The following is a 15,885-nucleotide window of genomic DNA, read 5'->3' as shown; positions in this document are numbered from 1 at the left end:
CGGGACCGTCCGGCCGCCGACCCGTACCCTGTGGACCGGGAACCTCGTTGTCATAGGTGACGTTACGAGAGGTAGCACGTCTACGAGAGGAGTGGTGAGTCCGCAGTGCCGGACCCCAGTCATAGACCCGGTGCCCCATGCTGACCGCGGTGCTGGGGGTGCTGGCGGTGATCCTTCTCACCGCCGCCACCGGATACTTCGTCGCCCAGGAGTTCGCCTACGTCGCCGCTGACCGCGCGACTCTGGAACAGGCCGCCGAACGTGGCGACATTCCCGCGAAACGGGCACTGAAGGTCATCGGCAGGGTTTCGTTCATGCTGTCGGGCGCGCAGCTCGGCATCACGATGACGACCCTGGTCGTCGGCTTCATCGCCAAACCCGCCCTCGCAGAGCTGATCCAGCCGCTGCTGGAGGTCGCGGGAGTCCCCATGGGCGCGACGGGCGCGATCGCGCTCGCCACCGGATTCGTCCTGGCGACGCTCATCCAGATGCTGCTGGGCGAGCTGTTCCCCAAGAACCTCGCGCTCGCGCGCGCCGAGTCGCTGGCGCGCGCGCTGGCCGCGTCCACCCTGATCTACCTGACGATCGCGGGGCCGCTGATCCGGCTGTTCGACAGTTCCGCCGAGCGCCTGCTGCGCGCCGTCGGCGTCGAGCCCGTCGAGGAGCTGCACAGCGGCGCGACGCTTGAGGAGCTCGGCGACATCATCGGCAAGTCGCACAGTTCCGGGCACCTGCCCGCCGACCTGTCCGGCCTGCTGGACCGGGCGCTGTCGTTCGGCGACCTCACGGCCGACGAGGTCATGGTGCCCAGGCCGCAGGTCCGGACGCTGCCGGCCACCGCGCCCGTCGCCGACCTCGTCGCGCTGATCCGCGAGACCGGGCACAGCGCCTACCCCGTCTACGGCCAGGAGGTCGACGACGTGATCGGCGTCGCGGGCGTCCGCGAGGTCGCCGACGACACCCTCGACCCCGCCACCCCCGTCGGCCGCGTCGCGCGGCCGGCGCTGCTCGTCCCCGGCAGCCAGCCGCTGTACGGGGTGATCGAGCACATGCGCGACTCCGGCGAGGAGTTCGCCTGCGTCGTCGACGAGTACGGCGGCCTCGCCGGCATCCTCACCTTCGAGGACGTCGCCGAGGAGCTCGTCGGGGAGATCGCGGACGAGACCGACGCGCAGGAGGAGATTCCGACCTCCGGGCCCGACGGGTCCTGGCTCGTCGACGCGGGCATGCGCATCGACGAGGTCGGCCGGCTGACCAAGCTCGACCTGCCCGAGGGCGACGCCTACGACACCCTCGGGGGGCTGGTCATGGCGGAGCTGCGCCGGCTGCCGTCCCCCGGGGACCGCCTCACCGTCGACGTGGAGGCCGGCTCGGTCGAGCTGGAGGTCGTGAGCGTGGCCCGCCGCGTCGCCGAGAAGATCCTGATCAAGGCGCCGTCGGCCGTCCCGGCGGAACGCCCGCGGGGCTCCGCCGAGCCGTCCGAGCCGTCCGAGGCGTCCGAGGTGCCGGCTCCGGCTGCCGCCGCCGAGGACGACACGGTCCCGTCCGGTTCGGAGGCGTCGTGGACCCGCTGACCACGCTGCTGATCACCGTTCTGCTGCTGGTCGGGAACGGGTTCTTCGTCGCTGCCGAGTTCGCGCTGGTCGCGGCGAACCGCCCCCAGCTCGAACGCGCCGCCGCCACGGGCAGCCGGCCCGCCGTCGCCGCGCTCGCCGGCGTCCGGGAACTGTCGCTGATGCTCGCCGGCGCCCAGTTCGGCATCACGATGTGCTCGCTGGGCCTCGCGATCGTCACCGAGCCCGCGTTCGAGCACCTCCTGGAACCGCCGCTGCACGCGCTCGGCGTCCCCGACGCCGGGACGAAGGCCATCGCGCTCGGCACCGCCCTCGCCGTCGTCACGTTCCTGCACATGGTCATCGGGGAGATGGCGCCGAAGTCGTGGGCGATCACGCACCCGGAACGCTCGGCGCTGATCCTCGCGCTGCCGTTCCGCGCGTTCGCGAAGGTGTCCAGGCCGATCCTGTCGGCGCTGAACTCGACGACGAACGCGCTGCTGCGGCTCTTCCGCGTCACGCCGAAGGACGAGCTGGACAGCCACACCGACCCGGCCCGGCTCAGCCACCTGGTCGGCGAGTCCCGCCGCCTCGGCCTCATCGGACGCCGTGACCACGAGCTGCTCCGCCGGGCGATCTCGGCGCGGGAGGCCACCGTCGGGCATCTGGTGGTGCCGGCGACGTCCGTGACCGCGATCGGCGCGGACGCGACCGCGGCGCAGATCCGCCGGACCGCCACCGCCAGTGGCCACAACCGGCTGCTCGTCCGCGACCGCGACGGCGCGATGACCGGGATCGTGCACGTCCGGGCGGCCATCACCGAACCGGACGGCGAACGCCGCGCGGACGAGATGGCCCACCCGGCGACCGTCCTCACGGCGGAGACGACGGTCCTGGACGCGGTCAGCCGCATGCGCCGCGCCCGGGCCCCGCTCGCCGTCATCAACGACGAGCGGGGCGAGTTCGCGGGCATCGTCACGCTGGACGACCTCCTGGCGGAGCTTCTGGCCACGAACCCGCACTGACGCACGCCGCGCACCTGCGACGACGGCGCAGGTGTCGAGGTGCTGCAACGGGATATCCGGGTCATCCTGGCCATATGAGCGGACACGGTCACGGTCATGGGCACGGGCAAACACAGGGGCACGGGCACGGACACGGTCGTGTGCGATCGCTCAAGCGCCGGTTGCTCCACCTCCTGCGGCCCCACTCGCACGAGGCGGCCGACAAGGTGGACTCCGCGATGGAGGCCAGTGCCCAGGGCATGCGCGCCCTGTGGATCTCTCTCGCCGGCCTCGGCGCGACCACCGTTCTCCAGGCCGTCGTGTACGCGTTCACCGGCTCGGTGGCGCTGCTGGGCGACACGCTCCACAACGCCGCCGACGCCCTGACCGCCGTCCCGCTGGGAATCGCGTTCCTCCTCGGCAGGCGCCCGCCGACCCGCCGCTACACCTACGGATACGGACGCGCCGAGGACCTCGCGGGCGTCGTCATCGTCCTGGCCATCGCCGCATCGGCGCTGGCCGCCGGGTACGCGGCCGTGCAGCGGCTCGCCCATCCACAGCCTGTGGAACACCTGGCCGCCGTCGCGGGCGCCGCCCTCATCGGCTTCGCCGGCAACGAACTCGTGGCCCGCTACCGCGTCCGCGTGGGCCGCCGCATCGGCTCGGCCGCCCTCGTCGCCGACGGCCTCCACGCCCGCACGGACGGCTTCGCGTCCCTCGCCGTCCTGCTGGGCGCCGGAGGGCTCGCCCTGGGCGCACCCTGGGCCGACCCCGTCGTCGGCCTTCTCATCACCGTCGCGATCCTGGCCGTCCTGTGGCAGACGGCCCGCGAGGTCTGGCGCCGCCTCATGGACGCCGTGGACCCCGTCCTCGTCGACCGCGCCGAGGCCGCCCTGTCCTCCACGCCGGGCGTCCTCGCCGTGGGCGACGTCCGCCTCCGCTGGATCGGCCACCATCTCCGCGCCGAATGCGACGTCGTCGTCGACCCCGCCTCGACCGTCGTCCGCGCCCACCAGGTCGCCGTCGAGGCCGAGCACAGCCTCCTGCACGCGCTCCCCCGCCTGTCCGGCGCCGTCGTCCACCCCGACCCGGAGGCCCGCCACGGTGAAGATCATCACGCCGCGCTGGCCGGACACCGATGATCATCGACCTGTGAGACGTTAGTCCGGCGCAGAACGGGAAATTACGGCCCCGGGCGGTCGATCTGGGACGGGATGTCGTCGGTGAATCAGCCATCAGAAACCAACGGGCCTGACGAAGAGAGCCCGGAAACCCTCGGAGACGAGAACACCACGCCTGCCTACGTCCCGCCCTCCGACGTCCCCACCGTCGTCGCCCCCCGCCCGAAGAGCACCTTCGGCAACGCGGCGGACGACCTTGAGCCCACACCCGCCTCCCCGGCGGACGACGCTCCCGAGGACGTCCCGGTGCCCGCTCCGCCCGAAGAGCCGGCCGACGAAGAGCGGACCGGGGAAGATCCGGCCGGGCTGGACCCCCGGGCGGCGTTCGAGACCATGCCGCTCGACGAGGTCGAGGAAGGGCGTGAGCCGACACCGCCGCTCGGGACGGAGGCCGCCGAGGACGGGTGGGGCGGGCGTGAGCTGGTCGAAAGCGTGTACGGGCCGCTGACCGGGTTCTACGAGCGACTCGACGCGCGGCTGCGGGAGGTACCCGAGGACGTCCCGCCGGTCGGCTGGGCGCCGCACATCGCGGCCCTCCGGGCGTTGCGGGAGGGACGGGTCACGGGGGACTGGGAGGTGCTCGCGCGGTTCCTCGTCGCGCCCGGTTCGCTGGAGGCGGGGACGGAGGAGGTCCGGCTCGTCCAGGCGGAACGCGGAGACGAGGTCGTCCGGGAGATCGTGAAGGAACTGGCGGCGGCGGACGGCCGGGCGCTGCTGGTCGCTCCCACGCCGGAACGGGCCGCCGACCTGCTGCGGGGCCTGGAGAACGATCCCGAGGTCTTCTCTCTGCTGATCGAGACCCGCCCGGCGACGGCGGAGGCCCGTTCGGTGGCGACGCGGGCCATGCCGCCGGTGGACGAGGAGGCCGTCGAGGCACCGCCGATGCGGGAGCCCGGTTCCGGTGGGACGGTCGAGTTCAGGCCCGTGACGGGGCGGCCCGAACCGGAGCCGGAGGAGAACTCGTCGGCGGTCACCAGGGCCGAGCCGCTGCCCGTGCGGCCCGGGGCGGAGCCCGCGGTCCCGGAGGCGGAGCCCGCGGTCCCGGAGGCGGAGCCCGCCGTCCCGGAGGAGGGGCCGTCCGCGCCGGAGACTCGGGTGCGGTCGGCGGCGCTGCGTCCGGTCGGGGAGGCGTGGCGGCATTCGTGGGACACCGAGACACGTCTGCTGCGTCGCGGGCTGATGTGGCTGGAGCAGTGGCCCAGGGACGCGGCGACGCTGAAGTCCGTCCAGGCGGAGCATCTGCGGAGGGGCGAGGAGCTGGAGGCCGAGCAGGCGGCCTTGGCGCACACGATCGAGGAGTCCCGGAACGCGGCGGAGGGCGCCGGGCGGGCCGCCGAGGAGGCCGAGGCGGAGGCGGAGCGGCTCGCCACAGTCCAGGAGGAGGCGGAGGAGGAGCTGACGGGCCCGCGCGCGGAGGCGGAGCGGCTCCAGACGATCGCGGACGAGGCGGCGGCGGAGGCGAACGCCCTGACCCGGACGGCCGACGCCACCTACGCGCGCTGCGTCCAGATGGACGAGCGCGCCAAGACCGCACAGGCGGAGTTGCAGGCGGCGCGGCAGGCGGAGGCGTCCCTGACCGACGAGCTGGCGCAGGCGCGGGGGGCTCTGCCCGGCGCGGCGGAGGAGGCCCACCGGCTGACGGCGGCGGACGCGGACGCGGCGGCCGAGGGCCACGCCGCCTACTACCGGCTCGTCTCGGCGGAGTCGGCGCTGTCCGCGGTACGCCGGAAGATGTCGTTCGGGCAGCGGCTGCATGTGGCGGCGCCGCCGTCAAACTGGAAGGGCCTGCGCGCGGAGGTCAAGGCCAAGACGCGGGAGGCGGACGAGGCCGCGCGGCGGGCGCGTGAGGCCAAGGACGCGGCGGAGAACGCGGAGCGGATCCGGCGGGGCCTGGCGTCGTTCGTGTCGGAGGGCGGAGCGCGGCTCAAGGCGGCGCAGGAGGCGCAGGAACGCCTGGGGACGGAGCTGACCTGGCTGGCGTCGGAGCGGGAGACCGCGGGCGCCGAGCATGAGGAGCAGGCGCGGCTGGCGTCGGAGTCGGTGGAGCGGGCCACGCAGGCGGCCGTCCGGGCGCGCACCGCGCGGCAGGCCGCGCAGGAGATCGAGGACCGGGTGAACGCCGCCCGGACGTCCCGCGAACGGGCCCTCGCGGCGGCGGGACGGGCCCGGTCGGACGCGGAGACCGCCACGGCCCGGGCCGCGGAGGCGGAGGCGGCGCTCGAACGCCGCACCGCCGAGGCGGCCGAGGAGATGTCCCGCCGTGAGGCCGATCTGGAGACCGCGCAGCGCACCGAGGCCCGTTCGCGGGAGAACGTCGTGGAGGTCTGCGGCTCGGATCCCGCCGCCGACCCCGAGGTCGTCCCCGCGCATCAGCGGCGCGCGATGGCCCGCATCGAGCAGCTCACCGGCTACCTGGAGGGCGGGCTGGCCGCGGGGAGCGAGGTGCTGCTCCGTACCGCCGACCTCGTCATCGGGACCCCGGCGGGTGTCGCGCTGACCGCCCGCGACGAGGAGTTCGACGCGTTGATCGTCGCGGACGCGGGGGAGGTCACCGACGGCGAGTTCCTCATCGGCGCCGTCCGGGCCCGGCGCTGGGTGCTTCTGGGCGCGGCGGGCTCCCGTCCGCCGTCGTACCGGGAGTACGCCGGGGCCCCGTCCGGCAGGCTGGAGGACGGCCCGTTCGGACGCGCCGCGACCGCGGCCCCCCACCTGCTCGGCGGCTGAGCGGCCGGTCGGCTCCGCGCGGGGGGCGCCGCCGCGGCCCGGAGCCCGTCAGTCGTTCCGGGTGAAGAACGGCGAGGCGCCGGGGTTCTTCGCGCGGGGTGCGACGTGGGCGCCCTGGACGGCGGCGGCCGGCTCGCGCCGCGGAACCGGTCCGGTGTTGCCGGACGGCCCGGACGGGGCCCGGACGGGGCGGGGGCCCTGCCGAACCTGGGCGAGTTCGCGCTCCAGGCGGCGCTTCTCCGCGACCAGGGAGGTGAGCGACTCCTCGTGTTCCTCGCGCAGGTCGCGCAGGTCGCGTCGGGTGCGCAGGCGGCGGCCGGCGCCTGCGAAGGTGAGCAGCATCCCGCTGAAGAAGACGATGGCCACGGCCGCGCCGGCGAGGAAGACCTGCCATTGCTCGTTCACGCCGGGAACGGACTGGCCGAAAACGACGAGGTTCGCGGCGTCGGTGTTGTCGAGGACGACGCCGACTCCTGCGGCGACGGCGGCCGCGACGAGCAGGAAACCGAGGAACACCATGGGCAGATCTCCTCTGCAGTGACTCCGGAGGGGGTACGGAGGTTCTCCACCATGCCAGACTGCAACCGGGTCGTGTCGCATTCGTCGGATAAATACAGGTCAGAGGGCATTCGTCCGAACCGATGCGGAAGGTTCCCTCCCGACCTCACCGGGTAGTGCCCGTTGCCGGGAGGGCGCACCGACGAACCCGGGAGGAACCCATGCCCGTCGAGGCCATCGTCTTCGATCTGGACGGCGTCCTGATCGACTCGGAGCCGGTGTGGGAGGAGGTGCGGCGCGCGTACGTCGCCGAACACGGCGGACGCTGGCTGCCCGACACCCAGGACCGCCTCATGGGCATGAGCACCGAAGAGTGGGCCCGCTACCTCGCCACCGACCTCATCGACGGCGTCACGGCGGAGGAGGTCGCCTACGAGGTGATCGACCGGATGCTTCAGCGGTACGAGGCCGGGCTGCCGCTGCTGCCGGGGGCGGAGGACGCCGTCCACCGGATGTCCGGGTACCGTCCGCTCGGCCTCGCCAGCTCGTCCCCGCGCGCCCTCATCGACCTGGTGCTCGGCAAGCTCGGGGTGTACGGGCGGTTCCTCGCCACCATCTCGACCGAGGAGGTCGACCGCGGCAAGCCCGCCCCGGACGGGTACCTGACCGTGGCCGCACGGATGGAGGTGCCCGCGAGCGCCTGCGTCGCCATCGAGGACTCCAGCAACGGGCTCCGGTCGGCGCACGCCGCGGGGATGACGGTGATCGCCATCCCGCGTCCGGCGCACCCGCCCGCGTCCGACGCGCTGGAACTCGCCGCGCACGTCGCCGGTGACCTGGACGAGGTGACCCCGGAGCTGGTGGAGGTCATCCACAGCTGAGCGTTCCCGGGGGCGGGCGTCGGCGGGCGCTCATAGTATGGGCCGATGGCTTCCCCCGAGACTCCGGAGACCCTCGACACCCTGCGGCGCGTGTTCGGGTACGACGCGTTCCGGGACGGCCAGCGCGAGATCATCGAGCATGTGGTCTCCGGCGGGGACGCCCTGGTCCTGATGCCGACCGGCGGCGGGAAGTCGCTGTGCTACCAGATCCCCGCGCTCGTCCGCAAAGGCACCGGCATCGTCATCTCGCCGCTCATCGCCCTCATGCAGGACCAGGTGGACGCGCTGCGGGCCCTCGGCGTCCAGGCGGGCTTCCTCAACTCCACCCAGGACCTCGACGAGCGCCGCGTCACCGAGGCGCAGTTCGTCGCCGGCGAACTCGACCTGCTGTACCTGGCGCCCGAGCGGCTGAATCTCGCCTCGACCGTCGAGCTGCTCGACCGCGGGACGGTCTCGCTGTTCGCGATCGACGAGGCGCACTGCGTGTCCCAGTGGGGGCACGACTTCCGCCCCGACTACCTGATGCTGTCCGGCCTGCACGAACGCTGGCCCGACATCCCCCGCATCGCCCTCACCGCGACCGCCACCGAGGCGACCCGGGGCGAGATCGCGTCCCGCCTCCGGCTTGAGGTCGGCCCGGGGGCGAAGACACGCCATTACGTCGCGAGCTTCGACCGACCCAACATCCAGTACCGGATCGAGCCGAAGACCGACGCCAAGCGCCAGCTCCTGCGCCTCCTCCAGACCGAGCACAAGGGCGACGCGGGCATCGTGTACTGCCTGTCCCGCAACTCGGTGGAGAAGCACGCCGCGTTCCTCACCGAGAACGGCATCGAGGCCCTCCCGTACCACGCCGGCCTTGACGCGCGGATCCGCGCCGCCAACCAGTCGCGTTTCCTCCGCGAGGACGGCCTCGTCATCGTCGCGACGATCGCGTTCGGCATGGGCATCGACAAGCCCGACGTCCGCTTCGTCGCCCACCTCGACCTGCCCAAGTCCGTCGAGGGCTACTACCAGGAGACCGGGCGCGCCGGACGCGACGGCCTCCCGTCCACCGCCTGGCTCGCCTACGGCCTTCAGGACGTCGTCAACCTCCGCAAGATGATCGACGGCGGCGAGGGCGACGCCGCGTTCCGCCGCCGCCAGGCCATGCACCTCGACTCCATGCTCGCCCTCTGCGAGACCGTCGAATGCCGCCGCGTCCAGCTGCTGAACTACTTCGGCCAGTCCGGCGAGCCGTGCGGCAACTGCGACACGTGCCTGACACCGCCCGAGACGTGGGACGCGACCGTCCCCGCGCAGAAGGTCCTGTCGGTGATCGTGCGGCTCGACCGGGAACGGCGGCAGAAGTTCGGCGCCGGGCACATCATCGACATCCTGCTCGGCAAGAAGAGCGCCAAGGTCATCCAGTTCGACCACGACTCCCTGAAGCCCTTCGGGGTCGGCGCCGACCTGCGCGAGGCCGAATGGCGCGGCGTCGTCCGGCAGCTCCTCGCCCAGGGCCTGATCGCCGTCGAGAGCAACCACGGCACACTGCTCCAGACCGACGCGAGCGCCGACGTCCTGCGCGGGGAGCGCAAGGTGATGATGCGCCGCGAACCCGAACGTCCCGCAACGAAGGCCGCGAAGACCGCCAAGGACCGCAAGGCTCCCGTCGAGCTGCCCGCCGAGTCCATGCCGATCTTCGAACGTCTCCGCGCCTGGCGCGCCGCCGCCGCCAAGGAACAGGGTGTCCCCGCCTACGTCATCTTCCACGACGCGACACTGCGGGAGATCGCGACCGCCCTCCCGTCGTCCCTCACCGAACTGGGCCGCGTGAACGGCGTCGGCGAGAACAAGCTCGCCAAGTACGGCGACCAGGTCCTGGAAACCCTCGCCGCCTCCGCCTCAGACGAGGAATGACCGCACGAGCCTCGCCCCCGATTCCCTCGCACGACCCCCCCGTAGTCCGCAGCGGCCGGCACCCCGCGACGACCGCCGAGCCGACCCCGCCCCCGGCATCGGCCCCGCATGTCACGAAGGGCTGATGACCGTGCGGTCCCCGTCCCTCTCGTAGGCCACGACGTGGACGACCGGGAGGCCGGCCCTCTCCGCGCGCGCCCCGCTGGTGCGCGGGCCCGGCACCACCAGCAGGGGCGTCCCGTCCCGCCGGTCCGCCCCCTTCTCGTGGGAGCCCAGCTCGCCGGCCGTCCTCAGCCGCGTGACGCCCGGGCCTCCCGCCGCCACCAGATGCCAGCGCCGGGGCGACCGCCACCACACGGCGGCGGCCACCGTCGCGGCGGCGGAGGTGGTGTCGCTGTTCGTCCCGCCCCGCTCGGACAGAGCCCGCCCGCCGCCGGAGATCAGGATCGAGCTGCCCGGGGCGGCCCACGGCGACGACGCGTCCACCGTCAGCAGCGTCGCCCGGCCGCCGCCGTCGGGCAGGTCGCCGCTCCACAGATGCCCCAGCCGCAGGTCGCCCGACTCGCTCAGCGACGTCGCCGCCTCGCAGGCGACGGCGTGCAGCGCCGCCCAGCGGAACCGCTCCGCCTCCTCCGGCGGGTCACGGAACCACACCCGCGGCGCCGCGGCGTGCGGGTCGTGCGAGGCGAGCTGCGTGACCGTCCGCGGCGACCCGCCTGCGGCCGGCCGGAACGTCATCTGGAACGCCACATAGTTCTGGCAGGGTCGCGTGAACCAGTCCCACGGCAGCGGATCGCTCAGCCCGTCCCGGACCGCCACCGGCGTCCAGTCCGGGGAGCGCCCGGACGGCACCGCCGCCCGCACGTCCCGCAGCCACGGCGGGACGAGGTAACGCCACGTCATGCCCAGCATGATGAGCTGCCCATCGCCCGTCCCGAGCCTGCGGACCGACTCCACGCCGCGCGACAGGCGCCGCTCGAAGTACTGCGCCACGCTGGGGGTGTCCCGCGGGCCGGGGGAGTCGCGCAGAACGACGAGGGACGCGCCGTCCACCGTCCCGGCGTACAGGACGACGATGCGGCCGAGCGGCGGGTGCCGGTGGTGGGCCCGCCACGCGCCGGCGGCCCGGCGCAGCAGCCGGGCGTCGTGCCGCAGCCCGCCCTGGGCGGGCCATTCATCGATGGTCGGCGTGCGGGTCGTCCGCCACGCCCGCGGGTCGATCGCGGCGGGCTCGCCGGGCTCCTCGTCCGGCCCGGTGAGAATGAACCCCGCGCACAGCAGCGCGGCCGCGAGCCCGGCCGCCACGGCGGCGCGCCAGACGGGCCGGGCGGCGCGGGGCGTGCGGAGCCGTACGAGGTCGGGCTCGAACGCCTCGATCTCGGCGCGCTGCGCGGCCTCGTCCAGCCCCGTCCGGGCGTCCACGGCGGCGGTGGCCCGGTCCACGTCCCGGAAGTCCGCCTGGCCGTGGACGCCCAGCTCGGCGGCGACCTCGGGTGCGGTGAGACCGTCACGGCGCAGCAGGAACGCGAGACGCTCGCGCGGCGCCAGCTCCAGCAGCGCCGCCCGGACCGGCCCCCGCGGCGCCGGCGCGGGCTCCAGGAGAACGCGGTGCAACCGGTGCCGCCCGGTGGGCGGGTCGGTGAGCAGGATCGCGACGAGCCGCGCCCGCATGGCCGGGTAACCGCCCTTCCGCACCCGGGCCGCGCGGGCGGCGATCCGGCGCGCGCTCATGAGCGGGGCGTCGCCGTCGTCCAGCACCAGGTACGCGAGCCGCACAAGGGCGGCGTAGTGCTCGCGGTCCACCGTTCGCACCGGGCACCTCCCACACGCATTGTGCGCAGCGCTCGGTAACGGCCGGGTGGAGGCGCCGCTCAGGGCGTTCTGAGCCTGGCCTCCCGGGCGGCGCGCTGCCCCGATTCGACGGCGCCGTCGATGTATCCGGCCCACCTGGTCGCCGTCTCGGTGCCGGCCCAGCGCAGCGGCCCCACGGGTTCGCGCAGCGCCGGGCCGAAACGGGTCAGCGTCCCGGGCGTGGCGAACGCGCCGTAGCAGCCGCGCGAGTACTCCTCCTCGCCCCAGTCCCGCTCGATGTACGCGACCGGTTTCCTCGCCCGCGGCCCGAAGTATCCGGCGAGGTCGGCGAGGACCTGGGCGCGGCGCTCCGCTTCGGTCAGGCGGGCGGCGATGTCGGCGTGCCGCCCCTCCAGGAACCCGACCAGCACGCCCGGCGCACCGCTCTCCGGCGTGTTGTCGAACGTGATGCCGAACGGCCGCCGCGCGCTGGTGACCTGGCCGCTGAACCCGTCCCCGCGCCAGAACGGCTCGTCGTACACGACGTTGACCTTGATGACGCGTCCCATCGGCATCCGCTGGACGAGCTGGTCCCGGTCACCGGGCAGGCCGGGGGTGTAGCGGATGCGTCCGGCCAGCGGCGGCGGGACGGCGATGATCGCGCGGCGGGCCCGGATCTCCCCGCCCGGCGTGCGGAGCCGCACGGAGTCGTCCGCCCAGTCGATCTCGGTGACCGGGGAGTTCAGGGAGATGCGGTCGCCCAGCCCGTCCGCCAGCGCGAGCGCGATCCGCTGGGACCCGCCGGAGACCCGGTCCTGCTGGGCACCGCCGGTCGTGTCGATCAGCGGGTCCAGGCCGCCGGCGGCGGACATGTAGAAACCCGCCCACAGCGCCGACATGTCCTCGGCCTCGGCGGAGAAGACCGCCTGCGTGATCAGGCGCATGAACGCGCGTCCCCCGCCGGTGTGCAGGTTCCGGCGGATCCACGTCTCGAACGTCTGGGCGTCGAGCCTCGCCGCGTGCCGGGCGGTCCACGGCGCGTCCGCCGGGATGCCGCGCATCATGCGCTCGACCCGCACCTGCCCCTGCGCGATGTCGGCGAGCGTGACGGGTGAGAGGCGGGGGATGCGGCCGGTGTACTCGCCGCGGGTCCTGCCGATCTCGGCGATGTGCCTGCCCTGGTCGTAGGTCGGGTAGGTGGACAGCCCGAGTTCGCCGATCAGGGCGAGCACCCTGTCCTGGCCGGGCCCGACCCACTGGCCGCCGACCTCGATCGGCTCTCCGCCGGGCAGTTCTCCGTTCAGCAGCCGTCCGCCGACCCGGTCCCGGGCCTCCAGGACGACCACCTCGTGCCCGTCCCGGACGAGGTCGCGGGCGGCGACCAGCCCCGCCGTCCCGGCCCCGACGATCGCGACATCGACCATGTCACCGCTCCCTCATGCAGACCGCATCCGACATACATCATGTATGTGTTACGTCCTCACCACGGCCGCGTTCTACGGCGCGCTGACCGAACTGGCCCTCTCCATCGCCGACGCCGCGGACCCGCCGCAGGCCCGAGACGAGGCCGTCCGCCTGGTCGGCGCCATGCTCGACGGCCTGAGCTGAAGACGATTCCCAGGGTTCTCCCAGGATCCGCGCGGACTAATGCCAGCGGCACCGGGTTACATGATCTCCATGCGAACCAGACACACGACCGCCGCCGCCGGCGTGGGCGTCGCGGGCCTCCTCGGCCTGGGCCTCTACCTCGCCGTCCCCGCCTTCGCCGACGACCCCTCCCCGTCCGCGTCCCCCACGGCCGAGCCGAAACATCCCCGCTGGGACCGTCCCGGCGAAGACCGCCCGTTCCGGCGCGGCCACGGCCTGCCCGGTCACCGCTTGGGCGGGCACGGCGTCCACGGCGAGGCCACCGTCCAACGCGACGACGGGTTCCGCCTCGCCACCTGGCAGCGCGGCGAGATCACCGCCCTGTCGTCGACGACGCTGACCGTCAAGAGCGCCGACGGCGTCTCCTGGACCTGGACGACCAACGCCGACACCCGCGTCCGCAAGGACCGGGAGAAGGCCGCCGTCAAGGACCTCGCCGACGGCGACAAGATCCTGGTCGCGGGCGAGCGCTCCGGCGGCACCCGCACCGCGAAGCTCATCCGCGTCCCGAAGGCCGGCTGACCCCCGGCGGCTCGCACGCGCGGTATTTTCAGAGCAGGGGACGACGATGCGCGGGAGCCGATGAGCGAGGGCAGGCGGGTCCTCGTCGTGGACGACGAGGCCAACATCCGTGACCTGATCGAGGTCGCGCTGCGCTTCCACGGCTTCACGACCGTCACCGCGGAGACCGGCGACGAGGCGCTGCGGGCCGCCGCCCGCGAGCGGCCCGACCTCGTCCTGCTCGACGTCATGCTGCCCGACGTCGACGGCTTCGAAGTCTGCCGGCGGCTCCGCGCCGACGGCGACCAGGTCCCGGTGATCTTCCTGACCGCGCGGGACACCCCGTCCGACACCGTCACGGGCCTCACCCTCGGCGGCGACGACTACGTCAGCAAACCGTTCTCCATCGAGGCCCTGATCGCACGGGTGCGGGCCGTCCTGCGCCGGGCGGCCCCGCCCCCGTCCGACGCCGTGCTGCGCGTCGCCGACCTGGAACTGGACGAGGCGCACTGGACGGTCCGGCGCGGCGGCGTCACCGTGGACCTGTCCCCGACCGAGTTCCGCCTCCTGGCCTACCTCATGCGCAACGCGGGCAGGGTCCTGTCGCGCGGCCAGCTCCTGGAGGGCGTGTGGGGCTGGGACCACGGCAGCCCGCAGGTCGTCGAGACCTACATCAGCTACCTGCGCCGCAAACTGGACCCGCTCGGCACGCCCCTCATCCACACCCAGCGCGGGGTCGGCTACGCGCTGCGGCCATGACGCTCAACGCCCGGCTGCTCACCGGCCTCCTCGCCATCACCCTCGCGGGCCTGGCGGTCATGGGCCTGGTGAGCGCCCTCGTCCTGAACGGCTACCTGATGCACCGGGTGGACGAGCAACTCCAAGCCGTCCCGGACCGCGCCGTGGCACGCCTCCTCCGACCCGGACTGCCCGAACGAGGCGTCGCCCCGGCCCAGTTCGTGGTTTTGGTCGTCGGCCCCGCGAACCAGGTACGCGTCCTCAGCGGCGACGCACCGAACCCCGAACAGGCCGTCACCGAAGTGGAACGCCTCCCCCGAGCCGAGCTGGACGCCCACGCCCGCACCCGCGAACCGTTCTCCCTCCCGGGCCTGCGCGCCGTGGCCCGCCCCAGACGCAGCAGCGTCATCATCGTGGCGTCCCCCCTCGGCGAGATCCACTCGGCCGTACGCAACCTGGTGCTCTCCGAGATCGCCACCGGCCTCATCCTCGTCGCGATACTCGCCCTGCTCGGCCGCAGGCTGATCGGCCGCGGCCTGCGCCCGCTCGGCCGGATGGCCGCCACCGCCGACGCCATCACCGCCGGCGGCGACCTGCGCGCCCGCATGCCCGACCCCGGCCACCGCACCGAAACCGCCCGCCTCGCCGCCGCCATCAACGTGATGCTGGAACGGATCGAGCAGGCGTTCTGGGCCCGCAGCCGCTCCGAGGCCCGCGTCCGCGCATTCGCCGCCGACGCCTCCCACGAACTCCGCACGCCCCTCACCGCCATCCAGGGTTACGCGGAGCTGTACCGGCACGGCGCACTCGGCCCCCGCGAGCTCCCCGACGCCATGCGCCGCATCGAGGACGAGGCGCGCCGCATGAACCGCCTGGTCACCGACCTCCTGGAACTGGCCCGCCTGGACCGCGAGGCGTCCCTGGAACCCGTCCCCACCGACCTGGTCGTCCTGGCCCGCGACGCCGTCGCCGACGCGACCGCCACGGCCCCCGACCACCCCATCGAACTGGACGCCCCGGAAACCCTCATCGCGACCGTCGACGAGGCACGCATCCGCCAGGTCCTCACCAACCTCCTGGCCAACGTCCGCGCCCACACACCCCCCGGAACCCCGGCGACCATCCGCCTCGCACCGGGAGTCATCGAAGTCCGCGACGAAGGCCCCGGCATGTCCGCCTCCGACGCCGCCCGCGCCTTCGAACGCTTCCACCGCGCCGGCCAGGGCACCACCGGAACCGGCCTGGGCCTCCCCATAGTCGCCGCCATAGCCGCCGCCCACGGCGGCCGCACAGAACTGTTCTCCACCCCCTCCAACGGAACAACAGTCCGCCTCACCCTCCCAACAGCACCCGAACCGGAAACCCACACCTAGGCCGCCAAGACCCCCTGCCTTGGCGCGTCCGGCGCAGGCACTCGTCCCCGCCCTGATCAAGCCTCGCGGTCGCACGGCCACACGCAGGAGCC

The 15,885-nt window shown here is 73.7% G+C and carries 13 protein-coding genes; 10 read left to right on the top strand and 3 right to left on the bottom strand.

The genetic code is table 11. The annotated features are described in order from the left end of the window. Positions 1–137 precede the first annotated feature (137 nt). The 4 genes from ACGFK0_RS11380 to ACGFK0_RS11365 all read left to right on the top strand — a co-directional run bounded on the left by ACGFK0_RS11380 (position 138) and on the right by ACGFK0_RS11365 (position 6,462). Positions 138–1,574: a hemolysin family protein gene (locus ACGFK0_RS11380; protein WP_392903140.1), complete on the top strand. Its 1,437-nt coding sequence runs from the start codon at positions 138–140 to the stop codon at positions 1,572–1,574. Further along, complete coding sequence (locus ACGFK0_RS11375) at positions 1,562–2,578, top strand: hemolysin family protein (RefSeq protein ID WP_392903137.1); 1,017 nt, start codon at positions 1,562–1,564, stop codon at positions 2,576–2,578. Before ACGFK0_RS11380 ends, ACGFK0_RS11375 begins: the two co-directional genes overlap by 13 nt. Positions 2,579–2,718: 140 nt before the next feature. Continuing rightward, the gene (locus ACGFK0_RS11370) at positions 2,719–3,699 is read left to right on the top strand and encodes a cation diffusion facilitator family transporter (protein WP_392903134.1); all 981 of its coding nucleotides are present in this window, start codon (positions 2,719–2,721) and stop codon (positions 3,697–3,699) included. Positions 3,700–3,780: 81 nt separating this feature from the next. After that, positions 3,781–6,462 carry a hypothetical protein gene (locus ACGFK0_RS11365; RefSeq protein WP_392903132.1) on the top strand — a complete coding sequence of 894 codons (2,682 nt, stop codon included), beginning with the start codon at positions 3,781–3,783 and terminating at the stop codon, positions 6,460–6,462. A gap of 48 nt (positions 6,463–6,510) precedes the next feature. Here the strand turns inward: ACGFK0_RS11365 and ACGFK0_RS11360 are convergent, their stop codons facing one another. Next, the gene (locus ACGFK0_RS11360) at positions 6,511–6,981 is read right to left on the bottom strand and encodes a hypothetical protein (protein ID WP_392903129.1); all 471 of its coding nucleotides are present in this window, start codon (positions 6,979–6,981) and stop codon (positions 6,511–6,513) included. 200 nt (positions 6,982–7,181) lie between these two features. Between ACGFK0_RS11360 and ACGFK0_RS11355 the strand changes: the two genes are divergently transcribed. Together ACGFK0_RS11355 and recQ are read left to right on the top strand one after the other, a co-directional pair. Beyond that, on the top strand, positions 7,182–7,841 hold the full coding sequence (locus tag ACGFK0_RS11355; RefSeq protein WP_392903126.1) for an HAD family hydrolase: 660 nt from the start codon (positions 7,182–7,184) through the stop codon (positions 7,839–7,841). 45 nt (positions 7,842–7,886) lie between these two features. Further along, the gene (gene recQ, locus ACGFK0_RS11350) at positions 7,887–9,743 is read left to right on the top strand and encodes a DNA helicase RecQ (RefSeq protein WP_392903124.1); all 1,857 of its coding nucleotides are present in this window, start codon (positions 7,887–7,889) and stop codon (positions 9,741–9,743) included. 111 nt (positions 9,744–9,854) lie between these two features. On the opposite strand, the gene ACGFK0_RS11345 is transcribed toward recQ, so the two are convergent. After that, positions 9,855–11,555 (bottom strand): hypothetical protein, encoded by a 1,701-nt coding sequence (locus ACGFK0_RS11345; protein ID WP_392903122.1) that lies wholly within the window; start codon positions 11,553–11,555, stop codon positions 9,855–9,857. A 59-nt stretch (positions 11,556–11,614) separates the two neighbouring features. Continuing rightward, positions 11,615–12,958, bottom strand: coding sequence for a flavin monoamine oxidase family protein (locus ACGFK0_RS11340; protein WP_392903120.1), 1,344 nt, complete (start codon positions 12,956–12,958; stop codon positions 11,615–11,617). 43 nt (positions 12,959–13,001) lie between these two features. Here ACGFK0_RS11340 and ACGFK0_RS11335 point away from each other — a divergent pair, with 43 nt between their 5' ends. The 4 genes from ACGFK0_RS11335 (at position 13,002) to ACGFK0_RS11320 (ending at position 15,793) form a co-directional block, all read left to right on the top strand. Continuing rightward, positions 13,002–13,142 (top strand): hypothetical protein, encoded by a 141-nt coding sequence (locus ACGFK0_RS11335; RefSeq protein WP_392903119.1) that lies wholly within the window; start codon positions 13,002–13,004, stop codon positions 13,140–13,142. Positions 13,143–13,211: 69 nt separating this feature from the next. Then, a complete protein-coding gene (locus ACGFK0_RS11330; protein ID WP_392903117.1) occupies positions 13,212–13,703 on the top strand; it encodes a DUF5666 domain-containing protein in 492 nt (163 codons plus the stop codon). Positions 13,704–13,763: 60 nt separating this feature from the next. Then, the gene (locus ACGFK0_RS11325; protein ID WP_392903115.1) at positions 13,764–14,441 is read left to right on the top strand and encodes a response regulator transcription factor; all 678 of its coding nucleotides are present in this window, start codon (positions 13,764–13,766) and stop codon (positions 14,439–14,441) included. After that, on the top strand, positions 14,438–15,793 hold the full coding sequence (locus ACGFK0_RS11320) for a sensor histidine kinase (RefSeq protein WP_392903112.1): 1,356 nt from the start codon (positions 14,438–14,440) through the stop codon (positions 15,791–15,793). Before ACGFK0_RS11325 ends, ACGFK0_RS11320 begins: the two co-directional genes overlap by 4 nt. Positions 15,794–15,885 lie beyond the last annotated feature (92 nt).

The organism is Spirillospora sp. NPDC048823 (assembly GCF_043198445.1).
Classification (GTDB): Bacteria; Actinomycetota; Actinomycetes; order Streptosporangiales; family Streptosporangiaceae; genus Spirillospora.
The sequence above is the reverse complement of the archived record's forward strand: the minus strand, read 5'-3'. Positions and strand labels throughout refer to the sequence as shown.

Bases quoted from the DNA above. Each gene is read 5' to 3' on its own strand.
- ACGFK0_RS11380 (WP_392903140.1), top strand. From the start codon at position 138: ATGCTGACCGCGGTGCTGGGGGTGCTGGCGGTGATCCTTCTCACCGCC.
- ACGFK0_RS11360 (WP_392903129.1), bottom strand. From the start codon at position 6,981: ATGGTGTTCCTCGGTTTCCTGCTCGTCGCGGCCGCCGTCGCCGCAGGA.
- ACGFK0_RS11355 (WP_392903126.1), top strand. From the start codon at position 7,182: ATGCCCGTCGAGGCCATCGTCTTCGATCTGGACGGCGTCCTGATCGAC.
- recQ (WP_392903124.1), top strand. From the start codon at position 7,887: ATGGCTTCCCCCGAGACTCCGGAGACCCTCGACACCCTGCGGCGCGTG.
- ACGFK0_RS11340 (WP_392903120.1), bottom strand. From the start codon at position 12,958: ATGGTCGATGTCGCGATCGTCGGGGCCGGGACGGCGGGGCTGGTCGCC.
- ACGFK0_RS11335 (WP_392903119.1), top strand. From the start codon at position 13,002: ATGTGTTACGTCCTCACCACGGCCGCGTTCTACGGCGCGCTGACCGAA.
- ACGFK0_RS11330 (WP_392903117.1), top strand. From the start codon at position 13,212: ATGCGAACCAGACACACGACCGCCGCCGCCGGCGTGGGCGTCGCGGGC.
- ACGFK0_RS11325 (WP_392903115.1), top strand. From the start codon at position 13,764: ATGAGCGAGGGCAGGCGGGTCCTCGTCGTGGACGACGAGGCCAACATC.
- ACGFK0_RS11320 (WP_392903112.1), top strand. From the start codon at position 14,438: ATGACGCTCAACGCCCGGCTGCTCACCGGCCTCCTCGCCATCACCCTC.